21 protein-coding genes and 1 riboswitch are annotated in these 24652 nt (G+C 63.9%); of the genes, 11 read left to right on the top strand and 10 right to left on the bottom strand.

Going from position 1 to position 24652, the window contains the following annotated elements:
* Positions 1-128: 128 nt before the first annotated feature.
* Positions 129-974 carry a methylenetetrahydrofolate reductase [NAD(P)H] gene (gene metF, locus ACWPW0_RS21015; protein ID WP_447594752.1) on the bottom strand — a complete coding sequence of 282 codons (846 nt, stop codon included), beginning with the start codon at positions 972-974 and terminating at the stop codon, positions 129-131.
* A gap of 102 nt (positions 975-1076) precedes the next feature.
* Positions 1077-2486, bottom strand: coding sequence for an adenosylhomocysteinase (gene ahcY, locus ACWPW0_RS21010; protein WP_454256446.1), 1410 nt, complete (start codon positions 2484-2486; stop codon positions 1077-1079).
* A gap of 8 nt (positions 2487-2494) precedes the next feature.
* Positions 2495-2590: riboswitch (S-adenosyl-L-homocysteine riboswitch) on the bottom strand.
* Positions 2591-2767: 177 nt separating this feature from the next.
* On the opposite strand from ahcY, the gene ACWPW0_RS21005 reads away from it, so the two are divergent.
* Together ACWPW0_RS21005 and ACWPW0_RS21000 are read left to right on the top strand one after the other, a co-directional pair.
* A complete protein-coding gene (locus tag ACWPW0_RS21005) occupies positions 2768-3157 on the top strand; it encodes an acyl-CoA thioesterase (RefSeq protein ID WP_447594750.1) in 390 nt (129 codons plus the stop codon).
* A gap of 90 nt (positions 3158-3247) precedes the next feature.
* Positions 3248-3688 carry a c-type cytochrome gene (locus tag ACWPW0_RS21000; protein ID WP_454256445.1) on the top strand — a complete coding sequence of 147 codons (441 nt, stop codon included), beginning with the start codon at positions 3248-3250 and terminating at the stop codon, positions 3686-3688.
* Here ACWPW0_RS21000 and ligB read toward each other — a convergent pair.
* On the bottom strand, positions 3682-5403 hold the full coding sequence (ligB, locus tag ACWPW0_RS20995) for an NAD-dependent DNA ligase LigB (protein WP_454256444.1): 1722 nt from the start codon (positions 5401-5403) through the stop codon (positions 3682-3684). The two genes, ACWPW0_RS21000 and ligB, sit on opposite strands and share 7 nt — an antisense overlap.
* Positions 5404-5737: 334 nt before the next feature.
* On the opposite strand from ligB, the gene ACWPW0_RS20990 reads away from it, so the two are divergent.
* Entirely contained in the window at positions 5738-6403 is a 666-nt protein-coding gene (locus ACWPW0_RS20990) for a DUF3313 domain-containing protein (RefSeq protein ID WP_447595742.1), read from the top strand.
* 61 nt (positions 6404-6464) lie between these two features.
* Here the strand turns inward: ACWPW0_RS20990 and metK are convergent, their stop codons facing one another.
* The 3 genes from metK to ACWPW0_RS20975 form a co-directional block, all read right to left on the bottom strand.
* A complete protein-coding gene (metK, locus tag ACWPW0_RS20985; RefSeq protein ID WP_447594745.1) occupies positions 6465-7655 on the bottom strand; it encodes a methionine adenosyltransferase in 1191 nt (396 codons plus the stop codon).
* Between the two features lie 15 nt (positions 7656-7670).
* Positions 7671-8678 (bottom strand): ArsR/SmtB family transcription factor, encoded by a 1008-nt coding sequence (locus tag ACWPW0_RS20980; protein ID WP_454256443.1) that lies wholly within the window; start codon positions 8676-8678, stop codon positions 7671-7673.
* A gap of 75 nt (positions 8679-8753) precedes the next feature.
* Positions 8754-9635, bottom strand: coding sequence for a LysR family transcriptional regulator (locus ACWPW0_RS20975; protein WP_454256442.1), 882 nt, complete (start codon positions 9633-9635; stop codon positions 8754-8756).
* Between the two features lie 111 nt (positions 9636-9746).
* On the opposite strand from ACWPW0_RS20975, the gene ACWPW0_RS20970 reads away from it, so the two are divergent.
* From ACWPW0_RS20970 to ACWPW0_RS20935, 8 genes are all read left to right on the top strand, one after another.
* On the top strand, positions 9747-10892 hold the full coding sequence (locus tag ACWPW0_RS20970) for a TDT family transporter (protein ID WP_447594739.1): 1146 nt from the start codon (positions 9747-9749) through the stop codon (positions 10890-10892).
* A gap of 182 nt (positions 10893-11074) precedes the next feature.
* Positions 11075-13075: a transketolase gene (gene tkt / locus ACWPW0_RS20965; RefSeq protein ID WP_454256441.1), complete on the top strand. Its 2001-nt coding sequence runs from the start codon at positions 11075-11077 to the stop codon at positions 13073-13075.
* A 72-nt stretch (positions 13076-13147) separates the two neighbouring features.
* A complete protein-coding gene (gene epd / locus ACWPW0_RS20960) occupies positions 13148-14194 on the top strand; it encodes an erythrose-4-phosphate dehydrogenase (RefSeq protein ID WP_454256440.1) in 1047 nt (348 codons plus the stop codon).
* A gap of 24 nt (positions 14195-14218) precedes the next feature.
* Positions 14219-15379: a phosphoglycerate kinase gene (locus tag ACWPW0_RS20955; protein ID WP_454256439.1), complete on the top strand. Its 1161-nt coding sequence runs from the start codon at positions 14219-14221 to the stop codon at positions 15377-15379.
* 132 nt (positions 15380-15511) lie between these two features.
* Complete coding sequence (locus tag ACWPW0_RS20950) at positions 15512-15715, top strand: hypothetical protein (RefSeq protein ID WP_454256438.1); 204 nt, start codon at positions 15512-15514, stop codon at positions 15713-15715.
* Between the two features lie 46 nt (positions 15716-15761).
* Complete coding sequence (locus ACWPW0_RS20945) at positions 15762-16094, top strand: MliC family protein (RefSeq protein WP_454256437.1); 333 nt, start codon at positions 15762-15764, stop codon at positions 16092-16094.
* A 133-nt stretch (positions 16095-16227) separates the two neighbouring features.
* Positions 16228-17292, top strand: a complete 1065-nt coding sequence (gene fba / locus ACWPW0_RS20940) for a class II fructose-bisphosphate aldolase (RefSeq protein ID WP_447594729.1) — start codon at positions 16228-16230, stop codon at positions 17290-17292.
* 142 nt (positions 17293-17434) lie between these two features.
* Positions 17435-17935 carry a YgjP-like metallopeptidase domain-containing protein gene (locus ACWPW0_RS20935; RefSeq protein ID WP_447594727.1) on the top strand — a complete coding sequence of 167 codons (501 nt, stop codon included), beginning with the start codon at positions 17435-17437 and terminating at the stop codon, positions 17933-17935.
* Between the two features lie 206 nt (positions 17936-18141).
* On the opposite strand, the gene ACWPW0_RS20930 is transcribed toward ACWPW0_RS20935, so the two are convergent.
* The 4 genes from ACWPW0_RS20930 to yccS all read right to left on the bottom strand — a co-directional run bounded on the left by ACWPW0_RS20930 (position 18142) and on the right by yccS (position 24428).
* Positions 18142-18612, bottom strand: a complete 471-nt coding sequence (locus ACWPW0_RS20930; RefSeq protein WP_454256436.1) for a GreA/GreB family elongation factor — start codon at positions 18610-18612, stop codon at positions 18142-18144.
* Between the two features lie 69 nt (positions 18613-18681).
* Positions 18682-20478: a 7TM diverse intracellular signaling domain-containing protein gene (locus ACWPW0_RS20925; protein WP_454256435.1), complete on the bottom strand. Its 1797-nt coding sequence runs from the start codon at positions 20476-20478 to the stop codon at positions 18682-18684.
* Between the two features lie 171 nt (positions 20479-20649).
* Positions 20650-21867, bottom strand: coding sequence for an NAD(P)/FAD-dependent oxidoreductase (locus ACWPW0_RS20920; RefSeq protein ID WP_454256434.1), 1218 nt, complete (start codon positions 21865-21867; stop codon positions 20650-20652).
* A 377-nt stretch (positions 21868-22244) separates the two neighbouring features.
* On the bottom strand, positions 22245-24428 hold the full coding sequence (yccS, locus tag ACWPW0_RS20915; protein WP_454256433.1) for a YccS family putative transporter: 2184 nt from the start codon (positions 24426-24428) through the stop codon (positions 22245-22247).
* Positions 24429-24652: the final 224 nt, after the last annotated feature.

The raw sequence follows: 24652 nt of genomic DNA, 5'->3' as shown, positions 1-24652 counted from the left end.
AAACTGCGCTGTGTGCATCAGCAAGCCCGTGCAGGACTTCGGCATGCATGACGTACCCTGCTGCGCCTGCTTTGCCAAAGAAAAAGCCCCGGCATGCCGGGGCTTATCCAGACCAGAAAACGTGACGCTTAGCGCGGCAGTTTCAGGTTGTTCCAGATCGCTAGGCTCGGCTCGGCCTGGTTCAGGGTATAGAAGTGCAACCCTGGTGCGCCGCCTTGCAGCAGGCGCTCGCACATCTCGCTGACCACCTCGGTACCGAAGGCCTGAATGCTGTCTAGGTCATCGGCGTAGGCTTCCAGCTGCTTGCGAATCCAGCGTGGGATTTCCGCGCCGCAGGCATCGGAGAAACGCGCCAGCTTGCTGTAGTTGGTGATCGGCATGATGCCCGGCACGATCGGGATGTCCACGCCCAGCTTGCGTACGCGCTCGACGAAATAGAAATAACAGTCGGCGCTGAAGAAATACTGGGTGATGGCGCTGTCGGCACCGGCGCGGGCCTTGCGCACGAAGTTGCTCAGGTCATCCTCGAAGTGGCGTGCCTGCGGATGCACTTCCGGGTAGGCGGCGACTTCGATGTGGAAGTGATCGCCGGTTTCGGCGCGGATGAACTCGACCAGTTCGTTGGCGTAGCGCATTTCACCGCTGGCGATGCCCATGCCCGATGGCAGGTCGCCGCGCAGGGCGACGATGCGGCGGATGCCGGCGTTCTTGTACAGGTTGAGCAGGCTGCGCAGCTCTTCCTTGCTGTCGCCGACGCAGGACAGGTGCGGCGCGGTGGGCACCTTCACGTCGCCGTCTAGCTGCAGCACGGTGTTGAGCGTGCGGTCGCGTGTCGAGCCGCCAGCACCGTAGGTGCAGGAAAAGAAATCCGGATTGTAGGTGGCCAACTGGCGGGCAGTGCCCAGCAGTTTTTCATGCCCGGCTTCGGTCTTGGTCGGGAAGAACTCGAAGCTGTAACGGCGTTCTTGACTCATAAGGTTATCCCGTAGGGTGGGCTGGCCGAAGGCGTGGCCCACCGCAGAGTGGCTTGGCTGGCGGGTTGCGCCGCAATGCAACGCAACCCGCCCTACAGGGCATTAGTAGCGGTAGCTGTCCGGCTTGAACGGGCCTTCGACACTCACGCCGATGTACTCGGCCTGTTTCGCGGTCAGTTGGGTGACCACGCCACCGAAGCCCTTGACCATTTCCAGGGCGACTTCTTCGTCCAGTTTCTTCGGCAGCACTTCCACGGTCAGGCGCTCGGCCTTCTTCTCGGCGGAGAGCTCGGCGAACTTCTGCTCGAACAGGAAAATCTGCGCCAGCACCTGGTTGGCGAACGAGCCGTCCATGATGCGGCTCGGGTGGCCAGTGGCGTTGCCCAGGTTCACCAGGCGGCCTTCGGCCAGCAGGATCAGGTAGTCGTCATTGCGCGGGTCGAAGGTGCCAGCGCCGGTGCGGTGGATCTTGTGCACCTGCGGCTTGACCTCTTCCCAGGCCCAGTTCTTGCGCATGAAGGCGGTGTCGATCTCGTTGTCGAAGTGACCGATGTTGCACACCACGGCGCGGGCCTTGAGCGCTTTGAGCATGCCGGCGTCACAGACGTTGGCGTTGCCGGTGGTGGTGACGATCAGGTCGATCTTGCCCAGCAGGGCGGCGTCGATGCTGGCGTCGGTGCCGTCATTGATGCCGTTCTTGTACGGCGAAACCAGCTCGAAGCCGTCCATGCAGGCCTGCATGGCGCAGATCGGGTCGATCTCGGAAACCTTGACGATCATGCCTTCCTGGCGCAGCGACTGAGCCGAGCCCTTGCCCACGTCGCCGTAGCCGATCACCAGGGCCTGCTTACCGGACAGCAGGTGGTCGGTGCCGCGCTTGATGGCGTCGTTGAGGCTGTGGCGGCAGCCGTATTTGTTGTCGTTCTTGCTCTTGGTCACCGCGTCGTTGACGTTGATCGCCGGGACTTTCAGGGTGCCGGCCTTGAGCATGTCCAGCAGGCGGTGTACGCCGGTGGTGGTTTCCTCGGTCACGCCGTGGATCTTGTCCAGCATGGCCGGGTATTTCTTGTGCAGGATTTCGGTCAGGTCACCGCCGTCGTCCAGCACCATGTTGGCGTCCCATGGCTGGCCATCCTTGAGGATGGTCTGCTCGATGCACCACTCGTATTCTGCTTCGGTCTCGCCTTTCCAGGCGAACACCGGAATGCCGGCGGCGGCGATGGCGGCAGCGGCCTGGTCCTGGGTGGAGAAGATGTTGCAGCTGGACCAGCGCACTTCGGCGCCCAGTGCGGTCAGCGTCTCGATCAGCACGCCGGTCTGGATGGTCATGTGGATGCAGCCGAGGATCTTGGCGCCTTTCAGCGGTTGGCTGGCGGCGTACTTGCGACGCAGGCCCATCAGTGCCGGCATCTCGGATTCGGCGATGATCAGCTCTTTGCGGCCCCAATCGGCCAGGGAAATATCGGCGACTTTGAAATCGTTAAAAGCAGCGCTCATACAAAAGCTCTCCATTCGTTGTCTGCGAATGGGCGCCGTTGATGCGTATGGTTAACGCCCCGTTCGAGCCTGACAGGTCGTCATCGCTGGATGACCCTGCTGCAGCGCCCCTCGAACGGGTGGCGGGCGCACCGTGGCAGTGCCAGGTGCGTGAAACCCGGCGATTATAGCCGGGCCAGCGGGCCAGCCCAAGGGTTTCCGTGCGCGTCTATCATGCCGATTGAAAGGCTTGTCACGACACCTCGGGGTTGGCCTGCGATGATGGCCGCCGAACCGACACGCGAAAAGGAGTGGGTATGAATTTCCACACACGCAAATGGGTGAAACCAGAAGACCTCAACCCCAACGGCACGCTGTTCGGCGGTAGCCTGCTGAAGTGGATCGACGAGGAGGCGGCGATCTACGCGATCATCCAGCTCGGCAGCCAGAAAGTGGTGACCAAGCTGATTTCCGAGATCAACTTCGTCAGTTCGGCGCGCCAGGGCGACATCATCGAGCTGGGCATTACTGCCAGCGAGTTCGGTCGTACCTCGCTGACCCTGCGTTGCGAAGTGCGCAACAAGATCACCCGTAAAAGCATCCTGACCATCGACCGCCTGGTGTTCGTCAACGTGGGTGAGGATGGCCAGCCGGTGCCGCACGGCAAGACCGAAATCAGCTACATCCGCGACCAGTTCAAGGACTGATGCGCACTGCGACAAACTGCCGCTCGGCTTGGTATTTGCCGGTCATGTGCGGATACTGGCCGGCGCCGTGAACCAACCGCGATGTATGCCATGACCTGCAAAGCCGTGATTGTCCTGTTTGTCGCCCTGAGCCTGAGTGCCTGTGGCGGTGTCGATCCGAACTCGCCGCAAGGCAAGCGTCAGACGCTGTTCAAGCAGATGTTGAAAACCAGCGAAGACCTGGGAGGCATGCTGCGCGGACGCATTGTGTTCGATGGCCCGCGTTTCAGTGAGGGTGCCAGGCAGCTCGACGAATTGTCTCGCCAGCCCTGGCAGCACTTCCCGCAGCTCTCGGACAGCGAGAGCGCCAAGCCGGAGGTGTGGCAGCAGCACGAGCGCTTCCAGCAACTGGCGCGCGAGTTGGAGTCCGCCACTGGTGCACTGGCTGCGGCCAGCGCTGCGCCTCCCCTGGATCCCGCTGCATTGGCGCCGCTGGTGCAGCGCGTCGAGGACGGCTGCGAGACCTGTCACAAGGCGTTCCGCGCCTACTGATCGGCAATGGCCACCGCGCTGTCAGGCGGATTGCCGAAACCGGCGACGCCAGCAGTGCGCAGGTGTTCGCGCAGGGCCAATACCTCGGGATGACGAAAGAATTCGACCAGTTGCCGAGCGCGGCCTGCGCCGATGCCAGGCTCTTGCTGCCAGTCGGCGCTGCTACGGCGGGCCAGATCGTCCCAGTGTCCCGGCAGTCGGGCGCCTGCGCTGGGCGGCATGCCCAGCGCCTTCAGCCAGCGTGAGAAGGGACGTTGGCGCGCGCTATCGAAACGCTGCAGCAGGTCTGCGGCGCTGCGTTCGCCCAGGCCGGGCAGGCTGACCAGCTCGGCCTGATCCAGGTCCAGCCAGCCGAGCAGATGCTGCAGCTTGCCGGCCTGTTGCAGGCGTTCCCAGGTGCCGGGGCCGACGCCGCTCAATGCCAATCCCTGCTTGCTGCTGAGCCAGGCCAGGCGTGCCTGGAACTGCCCCTCGCAGCCGGGCGTCGGCTGCCAGCAGCTCAAGGCGTGGTAGCGCGCGCTGTCCGGCGGGATGACCGGCTCGCGTTGTGCGGCTTGCCAGACCACGCTGTCCAGACGCGGGATGGTCAGTCCGGCCAGCGTCACCGCGACCTGGTCGCCTGGGCGGATGTCGAGTGCCTGCCAGCGTTTCAGCGAGCCGACACTCACGCGTGACACCGTGCGGTCGTCCAGGCGCAGTGGCTGCAGTTCCAGCACGGGCGTGATGCGCCCGCTACGGCCAATGTTGAAACGGACCGCGCGTACCTCTGCCAGCGCCTGCGCCAGCGGGTATTTCCAGGCTACCGCCCAGCGGGGCGGCTCGGCTCGCCAGCGGTTGGCAGGCGGCCTGGTGCTTTGGCGCAGCACCACACCATCGGTGGCGAAGGGCAGGCCCGTGCGGTACCAGTGCTCGCGCCAGTGGCGTACCTCGGCCAGCGTGGTGACCGGTTGACTGAATGCGAGAGGCTCAGTGAATCCCAGCGCGTGCAGGCCTGCCAGGCGCTCGCTCAGCGTGGCTGGGCCATCGGGCCAGTCCCAGACGAACAGGCCGATGGCGGCTGCATCCTGGTCAGTCAGCGTGCGTCGGGCTAGCAGGCCGGCGACCTTGCTGCGGGCGCCGGCTCCGCCCTGTGTGGCCTGCACATGATCGGTAAGGCTCCAGTAGAGTTCGCCCTGCAGGATCAGGTCACGTTGGCTGGATAATTGGTCAGGAATCGCGGGGATGCGTTGGGCGTTGCGGGTCCAGTCCTCGCCGCTGCGACCGTCGCCGCGGCTGATGGCCTGGCTCAGCCGGCCCCGGCGATAGACCAGGGTGACCGCTACGCCGTCGACCTTGGGCTGTACCCAGACGTTCTCGCGTGTCGCCAGCCAGGCGGCAACGGCGTGTTCGTCCGGCAGTTTGTCCAGGCCGGTTTGCGACACCGGATGGTGCAGGGGATGGCTGAGGTGCCGGGTAGTGGTGACCAGCGGTTGAGTCGCAGGAGGCGCCTGTTCCGGGAAACAGGTGGCCCACGTTTGCTGGCGTGCACGGGCCTGGTCATAAAGCTCGTCGCTGATCGGCGAGCGGCCCTGGCGATGGTAGGCGTCGTCCCATTGCGCCAGTTGCGCGGCGAGGTGATGCAGTTCCTGTTGAGCTTGCCCGGTGGACCATTCAGGGCAGGCCAGGGTGGTTTGGTTCAGGCAGACGAACAGCACTAACGCAATCCGGCGTTTCATCGAGGAGCATCCTTGCTCGGGCGAATGATCTGGGCAGTCTAGTCAGTGCTCGGCCGGGTGCATTGTGGCATGCGCATAGTGCGACGGAGGTCTCGATGTCGACGCCATGCAGGCGATGAGCGGGCTTCGAATGGAGCGGTCTTGGCGGATTCCTGCGCCGTGCTCTATACCAAGAAGCGAAGCTGATCCTTGTCACGGTATCTGCAGTTTCTGTGTGACCTTCTTCCTCTCCCCTGACCCGGCGTCAGGCCAGGGGACCTTGCAAGATTTGCTTCGTGCTCATCCGTAGCGCCTTCCTCCGTGGAAGGACAGGCAAACTTCGAGGGTCATCATGATGAAATACCTACCCATGCTTGGGGTGATCGTGTTGCTCGGCCTCTCCGGCTGTGCCGGAAACAAGGTCGATAGCCGGGACTATTCCGGTTTTCTCGGTGACTACAGCCGGCTGACGCCGCAGCAGTCACCGTCCGGCGCCCCGGTGATGCGCTGGATCGACCCGGCTCTGGATATCTCCCGCTATCACAGTGTTTACATCGAGCGCAGTCAGTTCTACCCGAAACCACAGCCGACGGCGCGCATCTCGCAGAAGACCCTGGATGACATCACCCGCTATTACGATGGTGCCCTGCAGCGCGAAGTCGCCAGGACCATGCCGCTGGCCCGTTCACCCGGCCCGGGCGTGATCGTGGTGCGCCCGGCGATCACGGCTGTATCCAGCGCCAAGGAGGGTTTGCGTGCCTATGAGGTGATTCCGGTTGCACTGGTCGTGGCTGCCGTCGGCGCGGCGGCTGGTACGCGCGATGAGGAAACGGTGATTGCCACAGAAGCGGCCTTTATCGACGGCGGCACCAATCAGGTATTGGCACAGGTGGTACGCAAGGGCACGGGCATGACCCTGGAAAACGATTCGCAGATGATGACGGCTGAGGACTTCAAGGCGGTGCTGGATGGCTGGGCGCGCGATATGCATGCGTCCTACCTCAAGCTCAAAGCCCAATAGGGGTGTCCTGTACGGCAATGAAAAAGCCCCGCTTGTGCGGGGCTTTTTTGTACCGGGGTAATTACAGGCCGGCAGCGGCGCGCAGGTCGGCGGCCTTGTCGGTCTTTTCCCAGGTGAAGGTGGTGAAGGTGTCGTCACCGACGGTCTTCTGCTGCGGCGTGCGACCGAAGTGACCGTAGGCCGCAGTGGCCTGGTACATCGGGTGCAGCAGGTCGAGCATCTTGGTGATGGCGTACGGACGCAGGTCGAACACCTCGCGCACCAGCTTGATGATGGTGTCGTCGCTGACCTTGTTGGTACCGAAGGTGTTGATCGAGATCGACGTCGGCTGGGCTACGCCGATGGCGTAGGACACCTGGATCTCGCAACGCTCGGCCAGGCCGGCGGCAACGATGTTCTTCGCCACGTAACGACCTGCGTAAGCAGCCGAACGGTCGACCTTGGATGGGTCCTTGCCGGAGAACGCGCCACCACCGTGACGGGCCATGCCACCGTAGGAGTCGACGATGATCTTGCGTCCGGTCAGGCCGCAGTCGCCCACCGGGCCGCCGATCACGAAGTTGCCGGTCGGGTTGATGTGGAACTGGGTGTTCTTGTGCAGCAGTTCGGCCGGCAGCGCGTGCTTGATGATCAGCTCCATCACGCCTTCACGCAGGTCGGACAGCGAGACTTCCGGGTTGTGCTGGGTGGACAGCACCACGGCGTCGATACCGACCACCTTGCCGTTCTCGTACTGACAGGTGACCTGGCTCTTGGCATCCGGGCGCAGCCAGGTCAGCAGACCGGTCTTGCGCGCTTCGGCCTGGCGTTCGACGAGGGCATGGGAGAAACGGATCGGGGCCGGCATCAGCACATCGGTCTCGTTGCTGGCGTAGCCGAACATCAGGCCCTGGTCGCCGGCGCCCTGGTCTTCCGGCTTGGCGCGGTCGACCCCCTGGTTGATGTCGGGGGACTGCTTGCCAATGATGTTCATCACGCCGCAGGTGGCGCCGTCGAAGCCGACGTCGGAACTGGTGTAGCCGATGCCGCAGATCACGTCGCGGACGATCTGTTCCAGGTCGACCCAGGCAGTGGTGGTGACTTCGCCGGCGATGATGGCGACCCCGGTCTTGACCAGGGTTTCCACGGCCACGCGGGCGTGTTTGTCCTGGGTGATGATGGCGTCGAGGACGGCATCGGAAATCTGGTCGGCAATCTTGTCCGGATGGCCTTCAGATACGGACTCGGAGGTAAACAGGGAGTATTCGCTCATTTAAAAATCCTATTCCTATTCATACCTGGTTAGGCGGGTTTGCTTCGCATCCGGCTTGGCGAAGTGCCGTACCTGAATCTGAAAGCCGTTCTTGAGGCCCACATAGAGGCTCTCGCCGGGCGTGAGCCCCGCGGCATCGGCCCAGCGGGCCAGGTCTTCCTGTTCAAAGCCCAGCCAGAGATCGCCGCAGGCCTCCCTGGCCCAGCTCTGGTTGTGGCTGCATAACTCGGTGATCAACAGGCTGCCACCGGTGTTGACCAGGCGGGCCAGACGTTCAAGGGCGTCGGCCGGGGCGGCGAAATGGTGCAGGACCATATTCACCACCACACAGTCGGCAGCCTCGATGTGATCATTCAGCGCATCGGCCAGTTGCAGTTCGACATTGCCCAGGCCGTCTTGCGCACAGCGCAGGCGGGCCAGTTCGAGCATGGCCGGGCTGTTGTCCAAAGCGCGCACCTGGTTGAAGCGCTGCGCCAGCTCCGGCAGGAACCCGCCGTCGCCGGGGCCGACTTCCAGGGCTGTGGCATCCGTGGTGAAGCCCAACGCATCGAGCAGGGCCAGCACGCTGTCGCGGTACTGCGGCAGGCCGGCGATCAGGTCCTGCTGGGCCTGGAAGGTATCGGCGATCCGGGCGAAAAAGTCGCGGCTGGCCGTGGCGCGCTGCTCGTGCACGGCGGCAATGCGGCTGCTCACGGCCTCCGGCAGGGCCAGGGCATCGACTTCCTGCAGCAGTGCGGCATGTAGCGCACCGCCCAGCAATTCGGTCTGGGGCAGTGCGCGGCGATAGAAGATGGCATTGCCTTCCCGGCGGGTGGCGACCAGGCCCGCCTGGGCCAGCACCTTGAGGTGATGGCTGATGCCGGACTGGCCGGTGGCGAAGATCTGTGCCAGTTCCAGCACGCCGAACGAGTCATTGGCCAGCGCGCGCAGGACGTTCAGGCGCAGCGGGTCACCGCCGGCCTTGCACAGGGCCGCCAGCTCATCGGTGGGTTCGACGTGGAGTCTGGGCGCACGCATATTCATAAGGGCGGCAGTCTAGCCCTCGGCTTTGTGCGTCGCAACGCCAATATCAATAAGTTTTGATATTGGCCTGTGTGGTCAGTGCCGTTCCTGGGCCAGGGCAAGAAAGGCAGTCGGGGCAGGGCTCAGGCTGCGTCCGGTGTGCCAGAGCACATGCAGTTCCCGTTCGATCTGCAGATCGTCCAGCTGCAGTTGCACCAGTGACCCGTTGCTCAGTTCGCTGCCTACCGCACGCTGGGACAGCCAGGCGATGCCCTGGCCATCCTGCACCAAGTGCTTCAGCGCTTCGCTGCTGGCGACGGACAACCGTGGGCACAGGTCCAGGCCATGGTCGTGGTAGGCCTGTTCGATGGCCGCGCGCGTGCCGGAGCCTTGTTCGCGCAGGTACAGGTCTTGTCCGCTGAGATCGGCCGCATGCAGGTCGCTGCGCCGGGCCAGTGGATGCTGGGGGCCGCTCACCGGCAGCAGGCGGTCGCGTTCCAGCAGGTGGCTGGCATAGGCATCGCGGGGGAAGGGCCCTTCGACGAAGCCAAGACTGGCGCGTTCGTCGTCAAGCAGCTCGGTGACCAGCCGGGTGTTGCTGACCTGCAGGTCGATATGAATGCCGGGGTGCAGGGCGCGGAAGCGGCTGATCAGCGCAGGCAGCAGATAGGTGCCCAGGGTGGCGCTGGCGGCCAGGCGCAGTTCGCCCTCGGCGAGCCCGGCGAAGCCGCGCATTTCACGCTCGGCAGCGTGCTCGAGTGCGAAGATGCGTTCGGCGTAGTGATGCAGGCGTTGCCCGGCCTCGGTCAGCGCCACGCCGCGGGGCAGACGATCGAACAGGATCAGGTCGAGGCGCGCCTCCAGCTCGCGGATCTCACGGGTGACGGCGGGCTGGCTGATATGCAATTGCTCGGCACCGGCACTGATGCTGCCGGCATCGGCCACGGCGAGAAAAACCTTGAGGTGATGAAGATTCATAGAGAAAAGGCATGCCAAAAATACTGAATATGTATTTTTTATATAGCACGGCCCTCCCTACTCTTGTAACCACGGTTCCGCCAACGGAGCCATTCGACAGGAGTTTTCTCTATGGCCCGCCCCCTGCGTTATCTCGATGCCCCCCGTGACCTGATTCGTCATTTCATTCCCGGCTGGTTCGCCGTGACCATGGGCACCGGCGTGCTGGCGCTGGTCGTAGCCGGATTGCCCTGGGCGCTGCCGTTCAAGCATGAGCTGGGCGAGGTCCTGTGGCTGTTCAACGGCCTGCTGTTTCTGGTCTTCAGCATCCTGTTCGTCGCACGCCTGGTGCTGCACCGGGACACGCTGGGGCCGATGTTGCTGCATCCGGTCCAGTCGATGTTCCTCGGTGCCATCCCCATGGGGCTGGCGACGCTGATCAATGGCCTGGTGCTGTTCGGTGGCGCGCGTTGGGGCGAATCCGCCTATGCCCTTGCCTATGGGTTGTGGTGGCTGGATGTGCTGCTGGCGCTGGGCGCGGCCCTGCTGGTGCCTTACCTGATGTTCACCCGGCAGAGCCACGCGCTGGAAAAACTCACTGCCGTCTGGCTGTTGCCCATCGTCGCCCCGGAAGTGGCTGCGAGCAGTGCAGGCGTGCTGGCGCCGCACCTGGCGCCGGAGGCCGCGCAATTGATACTGACGGTCGGGTACCTGCTGTGGGGGTTGTCCATGACCCTGGCCTTCTCCCTGATCACTCTGGTGCTGCTGCGCCTGGCCCTGCACAAACTGCCGGACACCGATTTTGCCGCCACCAGCTGGTTGCCGCTCGGGCCATTGGCGACCGGTTGCCTGGGCCTGTTGACGCTTGGCCATGACGCGCCGCAGGCATTCGCCGGCTCTGCGCTGCGGGTAATCGCCGACCTAGCACCGGCGTTGGGGTTGATCGGCGGGCTGGTTCTGTGGGGGGCGGGGCTCTGGTGGTTGGTGATCGCCAGCCTGTTCACCCGGCGTTATATCCGCGACCGGATGACCTTCAACCTGGGCTGGTGGGGATTCACCTTTCCGCTGGGAGTGTTCACTTTGGCGACGTTCGAGCTGTATCGGCAGACCGAGTTGACTCTGTTCGCCGTCGTCGGCGCTGTGCTGGCGCTGCAGTTGGCGACCGTCTGGCTGCTGGTGATGCGCCGCACAGTGGCCGGCATCTGGCGTGGCGAGTTGTTCCGGGCACCCTGCCTGTGCACGCCGATGAGTCCGGCGCAGGGCGTTTTCCAGCGCTGATCACCTGCATGAAATGACGGCGCTGCAAGCGGCTTGCAGCGCCGTTTGGCTGATGTATTCAGGCGCTTGAAACGAATTTGCCGACGCCCCTCGACCATCTCTGATTGCTCATGCCTGCTCGCTGGGCGAAAATGGCCGCCTTTTTTCGTTCAGCGTCTTTTCAGACCCGCAGGAGATCAGCGATGCCCAGCCGTCGTGAGCGTGCCAATGCCATTCGTGCCCTCAGCATGGATGCCGTGCAAAAAGCCAACAGCGGCCACCCCGGTGCCCCGATGGGCATGGCGGATATCGCCGAAGTGCTCTGGCGCGACTACCTCAAGCACAACCCGAGCAACCCGAACTGGGCCGACCGTGATCGCTTCGTGCTGTCCAACGGCCACGGCTCGATGCTGATCTATTCGCTGCTGCACCTGACCGGCTACGACCTGTCCATCGATGACCTGAAGAACTTCCGCCAGCTGCACAGCAAGACCCCGGGCCACCCGGAGTTTGGCTACACCGCCGGCGTGGAGACCACCACGGGCCCGCTCGGCCAGGGTATCGCCAACGCCGTGGGCTTCGCCGTGGCGGAGAAGGTGCTGGCCGCACAGTTCAACCGTGATGGCCACAACATCGTCGACCACAACACCTACGTGTTCCTCGGCGACGGCTGCATGATGGAAGGCATCAGCCATGAAGTCTGCTCGCTGGCCGGCACCCTGGGCCTGGGCAAGCTGATCGCTTTCTACGACGACAACGGCATTTCCATCGACGGCGAAGTGCACGGCTGGTTCACCGATGACACCCCGGCGCGCTTCGAAGCCTACGGCTGGCAGGTGATCCGCAATGTCGACGGCCACGACGCCGACGAAATCAAGACCGCCATCGATACCGCACGCAAATCCAGCGACCGTCCGACGCTGATCTGCTGCAAGACCATCATCGGTTTCGGTTCGCCGAACAAGCAGGGCAAGGAAGAGTCCCACGGCGCCGCGCTGGGTGACGCCGAGATCGCCCTGACCCGCGAAGCCCTGGGCTGGAGCCACGCGCCGTTCGATATCCCGGCTGACATATACGCCGAGTGGAGCGCCAAGGACACCGGTACCGCTGCCGAGGCCGAGTGGAACCAGCGCTTCGCCGCTTACTCCGCCGCCTACCCGGAACTGGCCAATGAGCTGGTACGGCGCATGGCGGGCGAGCTGCCGGCCGATTTCGCCGAGAAGGCCTCGGCGTTCATCCGCGACGTCGCCGAGAAGGGCGAGACCATCGCCAGCCGCAAGGCCAGCCAGAACAGCCTGAACGCCTTCGGTCCGCTGCTGCCGGAGCTGCTCGGTGGTTCGGCCGACCTGGCCGGCTCCAACCTGACCCTGTGGAAAGGCTGCAAGGGCGTGTCCGCCGAGGGCGCTTCCGGCAACTACCTGTTCTACGGTGTGCGCGAGTTCGGCATGAGCGCGATCATGAACGGCATCGCCCTGCACGGTGGCCTGATCCCCTACGGCGCGACCTTCCTGATGTTCATGGAATACGCTCGCAACGCCGTGCGCATGGCCGCCCTGATGAAGCAGCGTGTGCTGTTCGTCTACACCCACGATTCCATCGGCCTGGGCGAGGACGGCCCGACCCACCAGCCGGTCGAGCAACTGACCAGCCTGCGCAGCACGCCGAACCTGGACACCTGGCGCCCGGCCGATGCCGTGGAGTCCGCCGTGGCCTGGAAGTACGCCATCGAGCGCAAGGATGGCCCGTCGGCGCTGATCTTCAGCCGCCAGAACCTGCAGCACCAGGTGCGTGATGCCCAGCAGCTTAGTGATATTGAACGTGGCGCCTATGTGCTCAAGGACTGCGACGGCGAGGCGGAACTGATCCTCATCGCCACCGGTTCTGAAGTCGGCCTGGCCGTGCAGGCCTACGACAAGCTGAGTGCCCAGGGGCACAAGGTGCGTGTGGTATCGATGCCGTCGACCAGCGTGTTCGACCAGCAGGATGCCGGCTATCGCCAGGCCGTGTTGCCGCTGCAGGTCAGCGCGCGCATCGCCATCGAGGCTGCCCATGCCGACTTCTGGTACAAGTACGTCGGCCTCGAAGGCCGTGTGATCGGCATGACCACCTACGGCGAATCGGCTCCGGCTGGCGCGCTGTTCGAAGCGTTCGGCTTCACCCTCGACAACATCCTGGGAACCGCCGCCGAACTGCTGGAAGCCTAAGCAAGAACGACACCGCAGGGTGGGCCGGGGCTACGCGCCCCGATCCAGCCTACGGTTCATCCGAGACCTCCCATGTCCAAGCCTCGCTACAAAGTCGCCCTCAACGGATACGGCCGTATCGGTCGTTGTGTGCTGCGCGCGCTGCATGAGCGTGGCGCGGGCGCGGGGCTTGAGATCGTCGCGTTGAATGATCTGGCCGACCAGGCCAGCATCGAATACCTGACCCGTTTCGACTCGACCCACGGCCGTTTTCCGGGCGAGGTGCGCGTCGATGGCGATTGCCTGCACATCAATGGCAACTGTGTGAAGGTGCTGCGCGAAAGCACGCCGGAAGCCATCGACTGGGCCGGCCTGGGCATCGACCTGTTGCTCGAATGCTCCGGGCAGTACACCAACCGGGCCCAGGCCGAGCGTTTCCTGCGGGCCGGCGCACCACGCGTGCTGCTCTCGCAGCCGATGGCCAGCGAGGCGGATGTCGACGCGACCATTGTCTTCGGCGTCAACCAGGATCGCCTTAGCGGCGCCGAGCGGCTGGTCTCCAACGCGTCCTGTACCACCAACTGCGGGGTGCCGCTGCTCAAGTTGCTGAACGAGGCGGTGGGGCTTGAGTACGCCTCGATCACCACCATCCATTCGGCGATGAATGACCAGCCGGTGATCGATGCCTATCACCACGAGGATCTGCGGCGTACCCGTTCGGCCTTCCAGTCGGTGATTCCGGTGTCCACTGGTCTGGCGCGTGGCATCGAACGGCTGTTGCCGGAACTTGCCGGGCGCATTCAGGCCAAAGCCATACGAGTGCCGACGGTGAATGTGTCGTGCCTCGACATTACCCTGCAGACCACCCGTGACACCTCGGCCGAGGCGATCAACTGCGTGTTGCGCGAAGCCACGCAGAGTGGCCCGCTCAAAGGCCTGGTGGCCTATACCGAGCTGCCGCACGCCAGCTGCGACTTCAACCACGATGCCCATTCGGCCATCGTCGACGGCAGTCAGACCCGGGTTTCCGGCCCGCGTCTGGTCAATCTGCTGGCCTGGTTCGACAACGAGTGGGGATTTGCCAACCGCATGCTCGATGTGGCCGGCCATTTCCTCGACGTTTCCACTGCTTCCACCTGATTCAGCCCCTTAAGGACTGCTCCCATGACCGTTTTGAAGATGACCGACCTCGACCTCAAAGGTAAACGCGTGCTGATTCGCGAGGACCTCAATGTCCCGGTGAAGGACGGCGTGGTGAAAAGCGATGCGCGCATCATCGCCGCCTTGCCGACCATCAAGCTGGCCCTGGAGAAAGGCGCCGCGGTCATGGTCTGCTCGCACCTGGGCCGCCCGACCGAAGGCGAGTTCAGCGAAGAGAACAGCCTCAAGCCGGTGGCCGACTACCTGAGCAAGGCGCTCGGTCGCGAGGTGCCGCTGGTGGCTGATTACCTGAACGGCATCGACGTCAAGAACGGCGAGCTGGTGCTGTTCGAGAACGTGCGCTTCAACAAGGGCGAGAAAAAGAACACCGACGAGTTGGCCAAGCAGTACGCGGCCCTGTGCGACGTGTTCATCATGGACGCCTTCGGCACTGCCCACCGCGCCGAGGGTTCGACACACGGAGTCGCCAAGTTCGCCAAGGTGGCGGCGGCCGGTCCGCTGCTGGCGGCCGAGCTGGATGCCCTGGGCAAGGCCCTGGGCGAGCCGCAACGACCGATGCTGGCCATCGTCGCCGGCTCCAAGGTATCGACCAAGCTCGACGTGCTGAACAGCCTGAGCCAGCTCTGCGACCAGCTCATCGTCGGCGGCGGCATCGCCAATACCTTCCTTGCCGCGGCGGGCTACAAGGTCGGCAAGTCGCTGCACGAAGCCGATCTGCTCGATACCGCGCGTGCCATCGCGGCCAAGGTCAGCGTACCGCTGCCGATCGACGTGGTGGTGGCCAAGGAGTTCGCTGAAGGCGCCGAGGCCACCATCAAGCTGATCGCCGATGTTGCCGACGACGACATGATCCTCGATATCGGCCCGCAGACTGCCGTGCAATTCGCCGAGATGCTCAAGGCATCGAAGACCATCCTGTGGAACGGCCCGGTCGGGGTATTCGAGTTCGACCAGTTCGGTAACGGCACCAAGGTGCTCGCCGAGGCCATCGCGCAAAGCTCGGCGTTCTCGATTGCCGGCGGTGGCGACACCCTGGCGGCGATCGACAAATACGGCGTGAGTGAGCGCATCTCCTATATTTCCACCGGTGGCGGGGCGTTCCTCGAGTTCGTCGAGGGCAAGGTGTTGCCGGCGGTGGAGGTACTGGAGCAGCGGGCCAAGTAAAAACCTGCTCACGATCTGCTGCGCCAGCGCTTATCGCTAGGTCGCCAGGTCGTGAAGAGCGTCAAGCCTGCTAAACCAATCGCCGCTCCCCATGGTCACTTGCACAGGACCCCGGAGAAAAGGAGTGGCGAGATGCGTAACGTAACGATAGTGATGATGGTGCTGTGTGCCGGCTTGGCCGGTTGCGCGGCAGATGGTTCACGGCCGAGTACCTGCGAGGTGTTCAGCCCGTCGGAGATCATCCTGCCGACCACGCAGGATGATCAGCGCGTCGAGGCCCAGAGCAGCGGCGATCCAACCATCTCCAGCGCCCCGGAGCAGCAGGACTGCCCATGAGCGTTGAAGGGTGATAACCGTCTGAATGGGTGGCGAGGGAACGGATATGACGTATCGGACAGGGACGCTGCTGCTTCTGGCTGCGTTGATCGCGCTGGGTGGGTGTACTGCGCGCCCGGCGGCGAACGGCGAGGCCTGGACACGCTGGGTCTGTGACAGCCAGGCCGAAGTGCTGTGGCGATTCGTCGATGACAGCCGTGAGGCTGTCGACGTGCGCCTTGGTGGAGACGATATCGTCCACCGCCTCAGGTTGGAGCCTTCCGGCTCTGGCGCGCTGTACAGCGACCAACTGCTGGCCTTTCACACCAAGGGCGAAGAAGGATTGATATACCGGGTAGCCGACGATGACCTGATCGGTCGCGGCTGCAAGGCGCAGTAACGTTATGGATTGAGCCCGTGCCGCCAGGCGGTATGGGAGAAATGGGGCGAACCACCCCGCAACACTTGAACAGAGCCTGCCCCTGCGGCAGGCTTGCACGATTAACGACCCCCAAACCGGGAGACAGGAAACCATGGCACTCATCAGCATGCGCCAGATGCTCGACCACGCCGCCGAATTCGGCTACGGCGTGCCGGCCTTCAACGTCAACAACCTCGAGCAGATGCGCGCCATCATGGAAGCCGCCGACAAGACCGATTCGCCGGTCATCGTCCAGGCTTCCGCGGGTGCTCGCAAGTACGCTGGCGCGCCGTTCCTGCGCCACCTGATCCTGGCCGCCATCGAAGAATTCCCGCACATCCCGGTGTGCATGCACCAGGATCACGGCACCAGCCCTGACGTCTGCCAACGCTCGATCCAGCTGGGTTTCAGCTCGGTGATGATGGACGGCTCGCTGAAGGAAGACGGCAAGACCCCGTCCGACTACGACTACAACGTCCGCGTGACCCAGCAGACCGTGGCCTTCGCCCACGCCTGCGGCGTTTCGGTGGAAGGTGAGCTGGGTTGCCTGGGCAGCCTGGAAACCGGCCAGGCCGGTGAAGAGGATGGCGTTGGTGCCGAGGGCATCCTCGACCACAGCCAGATGCTGACCGACCCGGAAGAGGCGGCCGACTTCGTCAAGCGTACCCAGGTCGACGCCCTGGCTATCGCTATCGGCACCAGCCACGGCGCGTACAAGTTCACCAAGCCGCCGACCGGTGACATCCTCGCCATCGACCGCATCAAGGAAATCCACAAGCGCATCCCCAACACGCACCTGGTGATGCATGGCTCGTCCTCGGTGCCGCAGGACTGGCTGGCGATCATCAACGAGTACGGTGGCGACATCAAGGAAACCTACGGCGTGCCGGTCGAGGAAATCGTCGAAGGCATCAAGTACGGCGTACGCAAGGTCAACATCGACACCGACCTGCGTCTGGCCTCCACCGGTGCCATCCGCCGTTTCATGGCGCAGCACCCGAGCGAGTTCGACCCACGCAAGTTCTTCGCTCAGACCGTGACTGCCATGCGCGACGTGTGCATCGCCCGTTACGAAGCCTTCGGCACCGCCGGCAATGCCTCCAAGATCAAACCGATCTCCCTGGAAGGCATGTACCTGCGCTACGCCAAAGGCGAGCTGGCCGCCAAGGTCAACTAAGCCATAGGTTGTGAATGAAGCCCCGCCATGCGGGGCTTTTTCATGGGCGCGAAAAGGGCAGGTGGTCAGGCGGCGCCGTGCGTGGGGTGTCGAGCGGTGTGCATGGCGGTAGACTGATGGCCCGATCCGCGTCGTAGCACCCATGGCCACTGCTCTCAAATACCTCCAGTCCTATCCGCCGCATCTGCAGCAGCAGGTGATGCAGATGATCGCGGACAATCGCCTCGGCGATTACCTGGCCACGCGTTATCCGGCCCGCCATCAGGTCCAGAGCGACAAGGCGCTGTACGGTTATACGATCGGTCTCAAGCAGGAATACCTGCGCAGCGCACCGGCCATCGACAAGGTGCTCTACGACAACCGCCTCGACCTGACCCATCGTGCCCTCGGCCTGCACACGGCGATCTCACGGGTGCAGGGCGGCAAGCTCAAGGCGAAGAAGGAAATCCGCGTGGCGGCGCTGTTCAAGGATGCGGCACCGGAGTTCCTCAACATGATCGTGGTGCATGAACTGGCGCATCTGAAGGAGGCCGAGCACAACAAGGCCTTCTACAAGTTGTGTGAACACATGCTGCCGGGCTACCACCAGCTCGAGTTCGATCTGCGCCTCTACCTGACCTGGCGCGAGCTCTCTGCCGCTTAGCTCGTGCTGCTAATGTCCTACGCCAGTGCGCAGGGGGCGCACCAGGACGCAGATAGTTATTCAGACCCTCTTGGCCTGTATGAAAAGTGATCAGCTCGGCCTGGGCCACGCCTTCCGTGGGCTCTGGCCAGTCATCCTCGGGTTATCCACAGAAGCATCCCCGGCCTTTGTGCACAACCCGTTGAGCGGGAAGACTTTTTATCTGCTCAGTGAACCTGGTCGATGGTCCAGCGCAGTGCTCCGCTGCCCACCTCGTCACCGATGCCCTGGCCGAGCAGTTGTTGGCCCAATGGCGCGCGGGGCGTTATCAGCATGATCTCACCGCCGTCTCCCTGAACCTTGAGGCCGGCGCCATCCGGGCCGAGCAGCAGGCATTGGCGTTTGCCGTTGTCGCTGCTCAGTTCGACCAGGGCACCGAGCTGGATACCGGCCTGCTCGTCGAATGCGCGCAGTTGCACGGTGCGCCAGGCCTGCAGTGCCTGGCGGATTTCTTCGACGCGCCGCGCTTGCCCTGCCGCCAGGTAGGAAGCCTCCAGGCCGAGGGTGTCGTACTTGTTTTCGGCGATGTTCTCTTCGTGGGTTGCCGCCTCATGCGCGGTTTGTGCCGCGCGAATGGCGGCCGCCAGATCGTTTTCGAGCAGTTGGATGATCTGTTGCTGGAGGCGCTGTTTATCCATCGATGCAGAATCTGTGCTGAGCAGTAGGGCGCGCAGCGTAGCCCATCTGCGGGCATCTGGCTGCAGGGCTCATGTCACCCGATCCTCGACATGGACACGGTTGCGTCCGGCGGCCTTGGCCTTGTACATGGCGGCATCGGCCTGGCGGATCAGCAGGGTACCGTCCTCTTCGCCATGGCTGAGGGCAATGCCGATGCTGGCGCCGACCTGTACCCGCAGGGCGCCCAGGCTGATTGGCTGGGCGATGGCTTTCAGCACCCGTTCGGCTACTTCGTTGGCACCTTGGGCGGACTGCACGGTTTCGCAGATCAGGATGAATTCGTCGCCACCCAGGCGTGCCACCAGGTCGGTCTCGCGGGCGCAATGCAGCAAGCGCCGTGCGATTTCACTGAGCACCTGATCGCCCAGGCCATGGCCGTGCTGGTCATTGATCGGCTTGAAGCCATCCAGGTCGATCAGCATCACCGCCAGCAGCTCCTGGCGGCGCTGCGTACGGCGAATGGCCATGTCCAGTTGCTGCTGCAGCGCGGTGCGGTTGGCCAGGCCGGTCAGCGGGTCTTTCAGGGCCAGGTTGCGCAGGCGCTGATTGGCAATCTCCAGCGCTTCGGTGCGTTCGGCCACATGCTGCTCGAGCTCTTTCTCGTGAAGCTGCAGGGCTTTTTCCTTCTGCCGTTTGTGCTCGTTGAAGCGTGCAGCCAGGGCGAGCGACAGCAGGATCATTTCCAGTGAGGAGCCAATCTGCATCGCGTACAGGGTGATGGTGTTGGTGGGAATCAGGGCGAAGTTGCGCAGGGCCAGCATCAGGGCGCCGGTGAGCAGCATCAGCCAGGCCAGCACGAACAACCGGGCGCCGGGCACGCGATGGCGGACGCTGAGAAAGCCGGTGATCAGCAGCATCAACGACAGCGCCAATCCGCTGATGGACATGGTTTGCAGGGCGCGTTGCACGGGGAGCAGCAAGGTCGCCACGGCGGCGCAACACATGATCACCAGCAACAGGCGCAGCAAACGGTCCCAGCGTGGCAGCCAGCTCGGCGTGTCGAGAAAGCTGCGGGTGAACAGGATCGAGGCAGCCGAGGCCAGCGTCAGGCCAACTGGCAGGGCCCGATTGGTCCACCAGCCGGCGTTCGGCCACAGGTACTGCGGACCGAAGCCATTGAGTGCGACGACACCGATCCCGAAGGTCAGCATGAACAGGACATAGAACAGGAAGGGGCGTTCGCGCAGGGCGAGGAACAACAGGAAGTTGTACAGGCCCAGGGCAATGAGCACGCCGCCATATAGCGCGTGCACCACGTAGCCATTGAGGCTGTGTTGTTCGAAGGCGCGTGCCGGCCACAGGGTGCTGCTCAGCGTCATGCTGCCTTCGGAACTGGCGCGCAGGTACAGGGTGCGGCTCTCGCCAGGGTGCAGGCGCGTTTCGAAGACGGGCGTGCGGTTACCGATACTGCGTTCGGCGTAAGGCACCATGTCGCCGGCCAGGGACAGGTGGACGCCATCGCTGCCGACATCGTGCAGTTGCACACGGTCGAGTGAGGGGTAGCTGATTTCCAGGCGCCAGAGATGCAGGCGGCTGGCTTCCGACTTCACGTGCAGGCGTAGCCAGATCGCGCCGCTGACATAGCCGAAGCTGAGGTCGCGCCGCGCGGCGCTGTTCTGGAAACGTTCGGGCGTGGCGCGCACGTCATCCAGCGTCAGGTTGCCCTCGGGGTCGGCAAGGTAATCGACCTGGCCAAGCAGCTCGATGGCGGCCGTGTCATCGCGCAGCACCAACTCGGCTTTGACGGGCCACGCCAGCGCACAGAGAAGCAGACACAACCACGTAGCCAACCGCATTGGGATGGGAAATGCAGGGACGCCAGACATCTAAAGAACTCTTGCTGCGTGCGCCCTCCTGGCGCGGTGTGCCAATACTGGCAGAGTGCTGGCTATTCTGACCAGCAGCTGGCGCAGCGGCCTGGTTCTGCTTGCCGGGCCTTACCGAGACAACAGCCTCTCCGGTTCACGTTCAAAGTCTCCGACCCGCGTTCAAGTCACCTAGACGAACTGTGCCGCCGCATAGGCCGAGGCCCAGGCCCACTGGAAGTTGAAGCCGCCGAGGTGGCCGGTGACATCGAGAACTTCACCGATGAAATACAGCCCCGGTGACTTCAGCGACTCCAGGGTCTTGGACGAGACCTCGCGGGTGTCGACGCCACCGAGGGTGACTTCGGCGGTGCGGTAGCCTTCGGTGCCGGCCGGCACCAGCGTCCAGTTCGCCAGCTTCTGCGCAACGGCCTCGAGTTCTGCGGCGCTGTATTGCTTGAGCGGTTTGGAGACGAACCACTGCTCGGCCAGCAGCCCGGCCATCTTCTTGGTGAACAGCTCGCCCAGCAGGGTTTTCAGCTCGCTGTTAGGGCGCTCGCGCTGCTGGCTGGCCAGCCACTCGGGCAGGTCGATATGCGGCAGCAGGTTGATCTGCACGCTGTCGCCCGGTTGCCAGTACGAGGAAATCTGCAGGATCGCCGGGCCGCTCAGGCCGCGGTGGGTGAACAGGATGTTTTCCTTGAAGCGCTGGCCATTACAACTGACCACGCAATCTTCCACCGATGTCCCGGACAAGGCCGTGCACAGCTCTTTCAGGTTCGGCTCGGTGATGGTGAAAGGCACCAGGCCGGCGCGCGTCGGTAGCAGTTCGTGACCGAACTGGCGAGCGACCTGATAGCCGAAGCCACTGGCGCCCAGCGTGGGAATCGACAGGCCACCGGTGGCGATGACCAGCGACTGGCAGGTGAAGTCGCCGGCACTGGTGTGCAGGTGGTAGCCGCTGTCGGTTTTGCCGACCTGCTCGATGCGGGTATCCAGGCGCAGGTCGACACCATGCTCACGGCATTCGGCGAGCAGCATCTCGAGGATGTCGCTGGCCTTGTTGTCGCAGAACAGCTGGCCGAGTTTCTTCTCGTGATAGGGCACACCGTACTGGCCGACCAGGGCGATGAAGTCCCATTGCGTATAGCGGGCCAGGGCCGACTTGCAGAAGTGCGGGTTGTGCGAGAGGAAGTTGCCCGGCTCGGTGTACATATTGGTGAAGTTGCAGCGCCCGCCGCCGGACATGAGGATCTTCTTGCCGGCCTTGTTGGCGTGATCGAGCAGCAGCACCTGGCGCCCGCGCTTGGCGGCCTGGGCTGCGCACATCAGGCCGGCAGCGCCGGCGCCGATGATGATGACCGGAAAGAAGGACACGGCAAAAACCTCGGGTGAGTCGAAGGCGCGCATTCTAGCGGAAAGCGTGGCTTTTCTGAGTTTCAGTGCTGGCGCAGGGTGGATCGGCGCGTGTGCCTGATGCTCGCCCATTCAGCATGCGAGGTTGTGAGTCTGTGGGCGTGCGCCATGCGTGCGAATCGCGGGCATGGACACGGTCTGGTGGGGTTTCTGCATGCAACGCCTGGTCGAGGCCATTGCAGGCAATCGACTTTTTTACGTCTCATGACGCGCCGATTGGTGGGCTAAAGCGGAGCGCCGCCCGGCCCACCCTACGCGGAGTTCAGTGTCTATAGGGTGGGCCGGGGCCGTTTCAGCCCGCAAGTTGCGAGGCCCGCCAGCATCCCACTCGCTCCCAGAGTCCGCTGTTCTCAACGCGAGCGAAGCCGGGATCAGGCGGTCTTGGCCACTTCCGGCTGTTTCTGCAAGTGCGCGACCAGGGTGCGCAGCGGCGCCAACTGGCGGCAGATCAGGCTGAGCTGGACCTGCACCAGGCGATGGCCTTCGTCCATGTCCTCGGGCAGTTGTTCCAGTTCCTCGGCGAGCAATTGGTCGGTCTCGTCATAGACCTCCACCGGGCGGTTTTCGCGCAGGCTCTCGGCGATGGCGTCGAGGGTCGCACTGATGTGCGCGGCGGCGCGCTCGTGCAGGGCATCGCTGGCGTCGTCGGCGAGCGTTTCGCGATGCGCGCCGAGGCCGGAAAGGTAGCTGAGCAAGGTGTGCGACAGCACAAGGAAGCGGAAGCCGGTCTCGGCGTCCTTGCGGAAGTGGCCGGGCTCCATGAGCATGTTCGACAGGGTGGTCGACAGCGCCGCGTCGGCGTTGTGCGCGTTGCGCCGGGCCAGGCGATAGCTGAGGTCGTCGCGCTTGCCGGATTCGTACTGCTGCATGATCTGGATCAGGTAGCGGCTGTTGCACACCAGGGTATTGCTCAGCACCTGGTTGAGCTTGCGGCCCTGCCAGTCGGGCAGGATGAAGAACACCGCGAGCCCGGCGATCACCGTGCCCAGCACGGTATCCACCAACCGTGGCCAGATCAGTGCGTAGCCGTCGCTGACCTGGTTGAAGCACAGCACCACCACCAGGGTCATGGCCGTGGTGGCCAGGGTGTAGCGGTCGACCCGGTTGATGAAGAAGGCCACCCCGGCGAGCACGGCGAACAGCGATTGCAACAGCGGGTCGGGGAACAGGCTGATCAGCGCCCAACCGAGCAGCAGGCCGACCAGCGTGCCACTGACCCGCTGCACCAGGCGCAGGCGCGTGGCGCCGTAGCTTGGCCGGCAGACGAACAGCGTGGTCAGCAGAATCCAGTAACCTTGCTGCGGGTGGACCCAGTGCAGTAGGCCATAGCCCGCGGCCAGGGCGATGGACAGGCGCAGGGCATGGCGGAACACCAGCGAGGTTGGCGAGCAATGCTGGCGCAGGCGCTCGAAGGCTTCCTTGAGGCTCTGTGGCGAGCGGTCGAGCAGGGTGTTGTCCTGCTCGTCTGCCAGGGCGTCCGGGTTGCTCGCGCTGGCCAGCTTGCGCTCCAGCGTCGCCAGGTTGCCGGCCAGCGCAGCCACCGAACGCAGCAGGCGGCGCCAGGCCGGGTTGTTCTGTTCACGCAGGTAGTTGAGCGAAGCGTCGAGGTCGGCCATAGCCTGGCTGTTCTCGCCGTAGTCGAACGGCTGGCGCATGCGGATGGCGCGCCCCAGGGTCTGGCAGGCCTTGCCCTGTTCGCTGAGCAGGCGCTGGCAGCGGAACATCACGTCACTGTGGAAGAACGCTTCGGCCAGGGCGTTGTAAGGGTAGTGCGAGGAACTGGCGCGCTCGTGGATGTCCTGGGCGATGAAGTACAGCTTCAGGTAGCGATTGGTTTTCTGCCCGCTGCGCTTGCGGCTCATGCGGTTGAGGATGATTTCCTTGGCCTGGTTGAGGGCCGTCACCACTCGGCCATTCTGCTGTGCCAGGGCCAGGCGGCGTTCTTCGATATCCATCTGCCGTAGCGGCTCGAACAACGAGGCCTTGAGCCGCAGGTAGCCGCCCAGTTCGCCGAACACCCGGGCCAGCGCCTGTTGCACCGGCTGTTGGCTGAACAGGGCGCTCCAGATCACCGCGAGCAGGCCGTACCAGGCCGCACCGGAGATCAGCAGCAGCGGTTCCTGCCAGAAACTGCCGATCTGCCCACCACGATGCTCCAGGCCGATGGCCGTATAGATCGCCAGGATCAGCGTGGCCTGGGCCACCGCCGCGTAGCGTTCGCCAATGCCGCCAAGCAGGGTCATGCCGAAGGCGGACAATGACAGGCCGAGCACGAACAGCCAGGGGTAAGGGAACAGTAATTGCACCGAAATGGCGGTGGCGGCGAAGCACAGCAGGGTGACCAGCAGTGCCTGCAGGCGCCCGCGCCAGTGGTCGTCGCTTTCGGCCAGGGCGGCGGCGATGCAGCCGAGGAACAGCGGAATGACCAGGGCGATCTGGTCGAGGAACCAGCACAGGGCCATGGAGCCGGACAGGGCGATGAACACCCGGATACCGTAGGTGAACTTCTCGCGTGCCCAGAGGCGGCGCAGGGTATTGTTCAATGACGAAGACATGGGCGAAAGGCTACCCGCCGGTCGTGCTCCGCGCAGGCGTCGGAGCTGAATAAGTAATGTACTGGGAGCAGACGGTGCAAACCCGAGCCGAGGCACCATTCTATCGGCGTTGTGACCAGGGTGATCGTACACCGGGTGGTTTTCTGACTACCATCCTGCCATCAGGTACGGATGGAACCTCCGGTGCTTCTATGCTGTACGCACCACTCGCTGTGGGAGTCAGG

The organism is Pseudomonas sp. Marseille-Q8238, from assembly GCF_965111915.1.
Note: the sequence above shows the minus strand (reverse complement) of the source record. Positions and strands in the feature narration are given on the sequence as shown.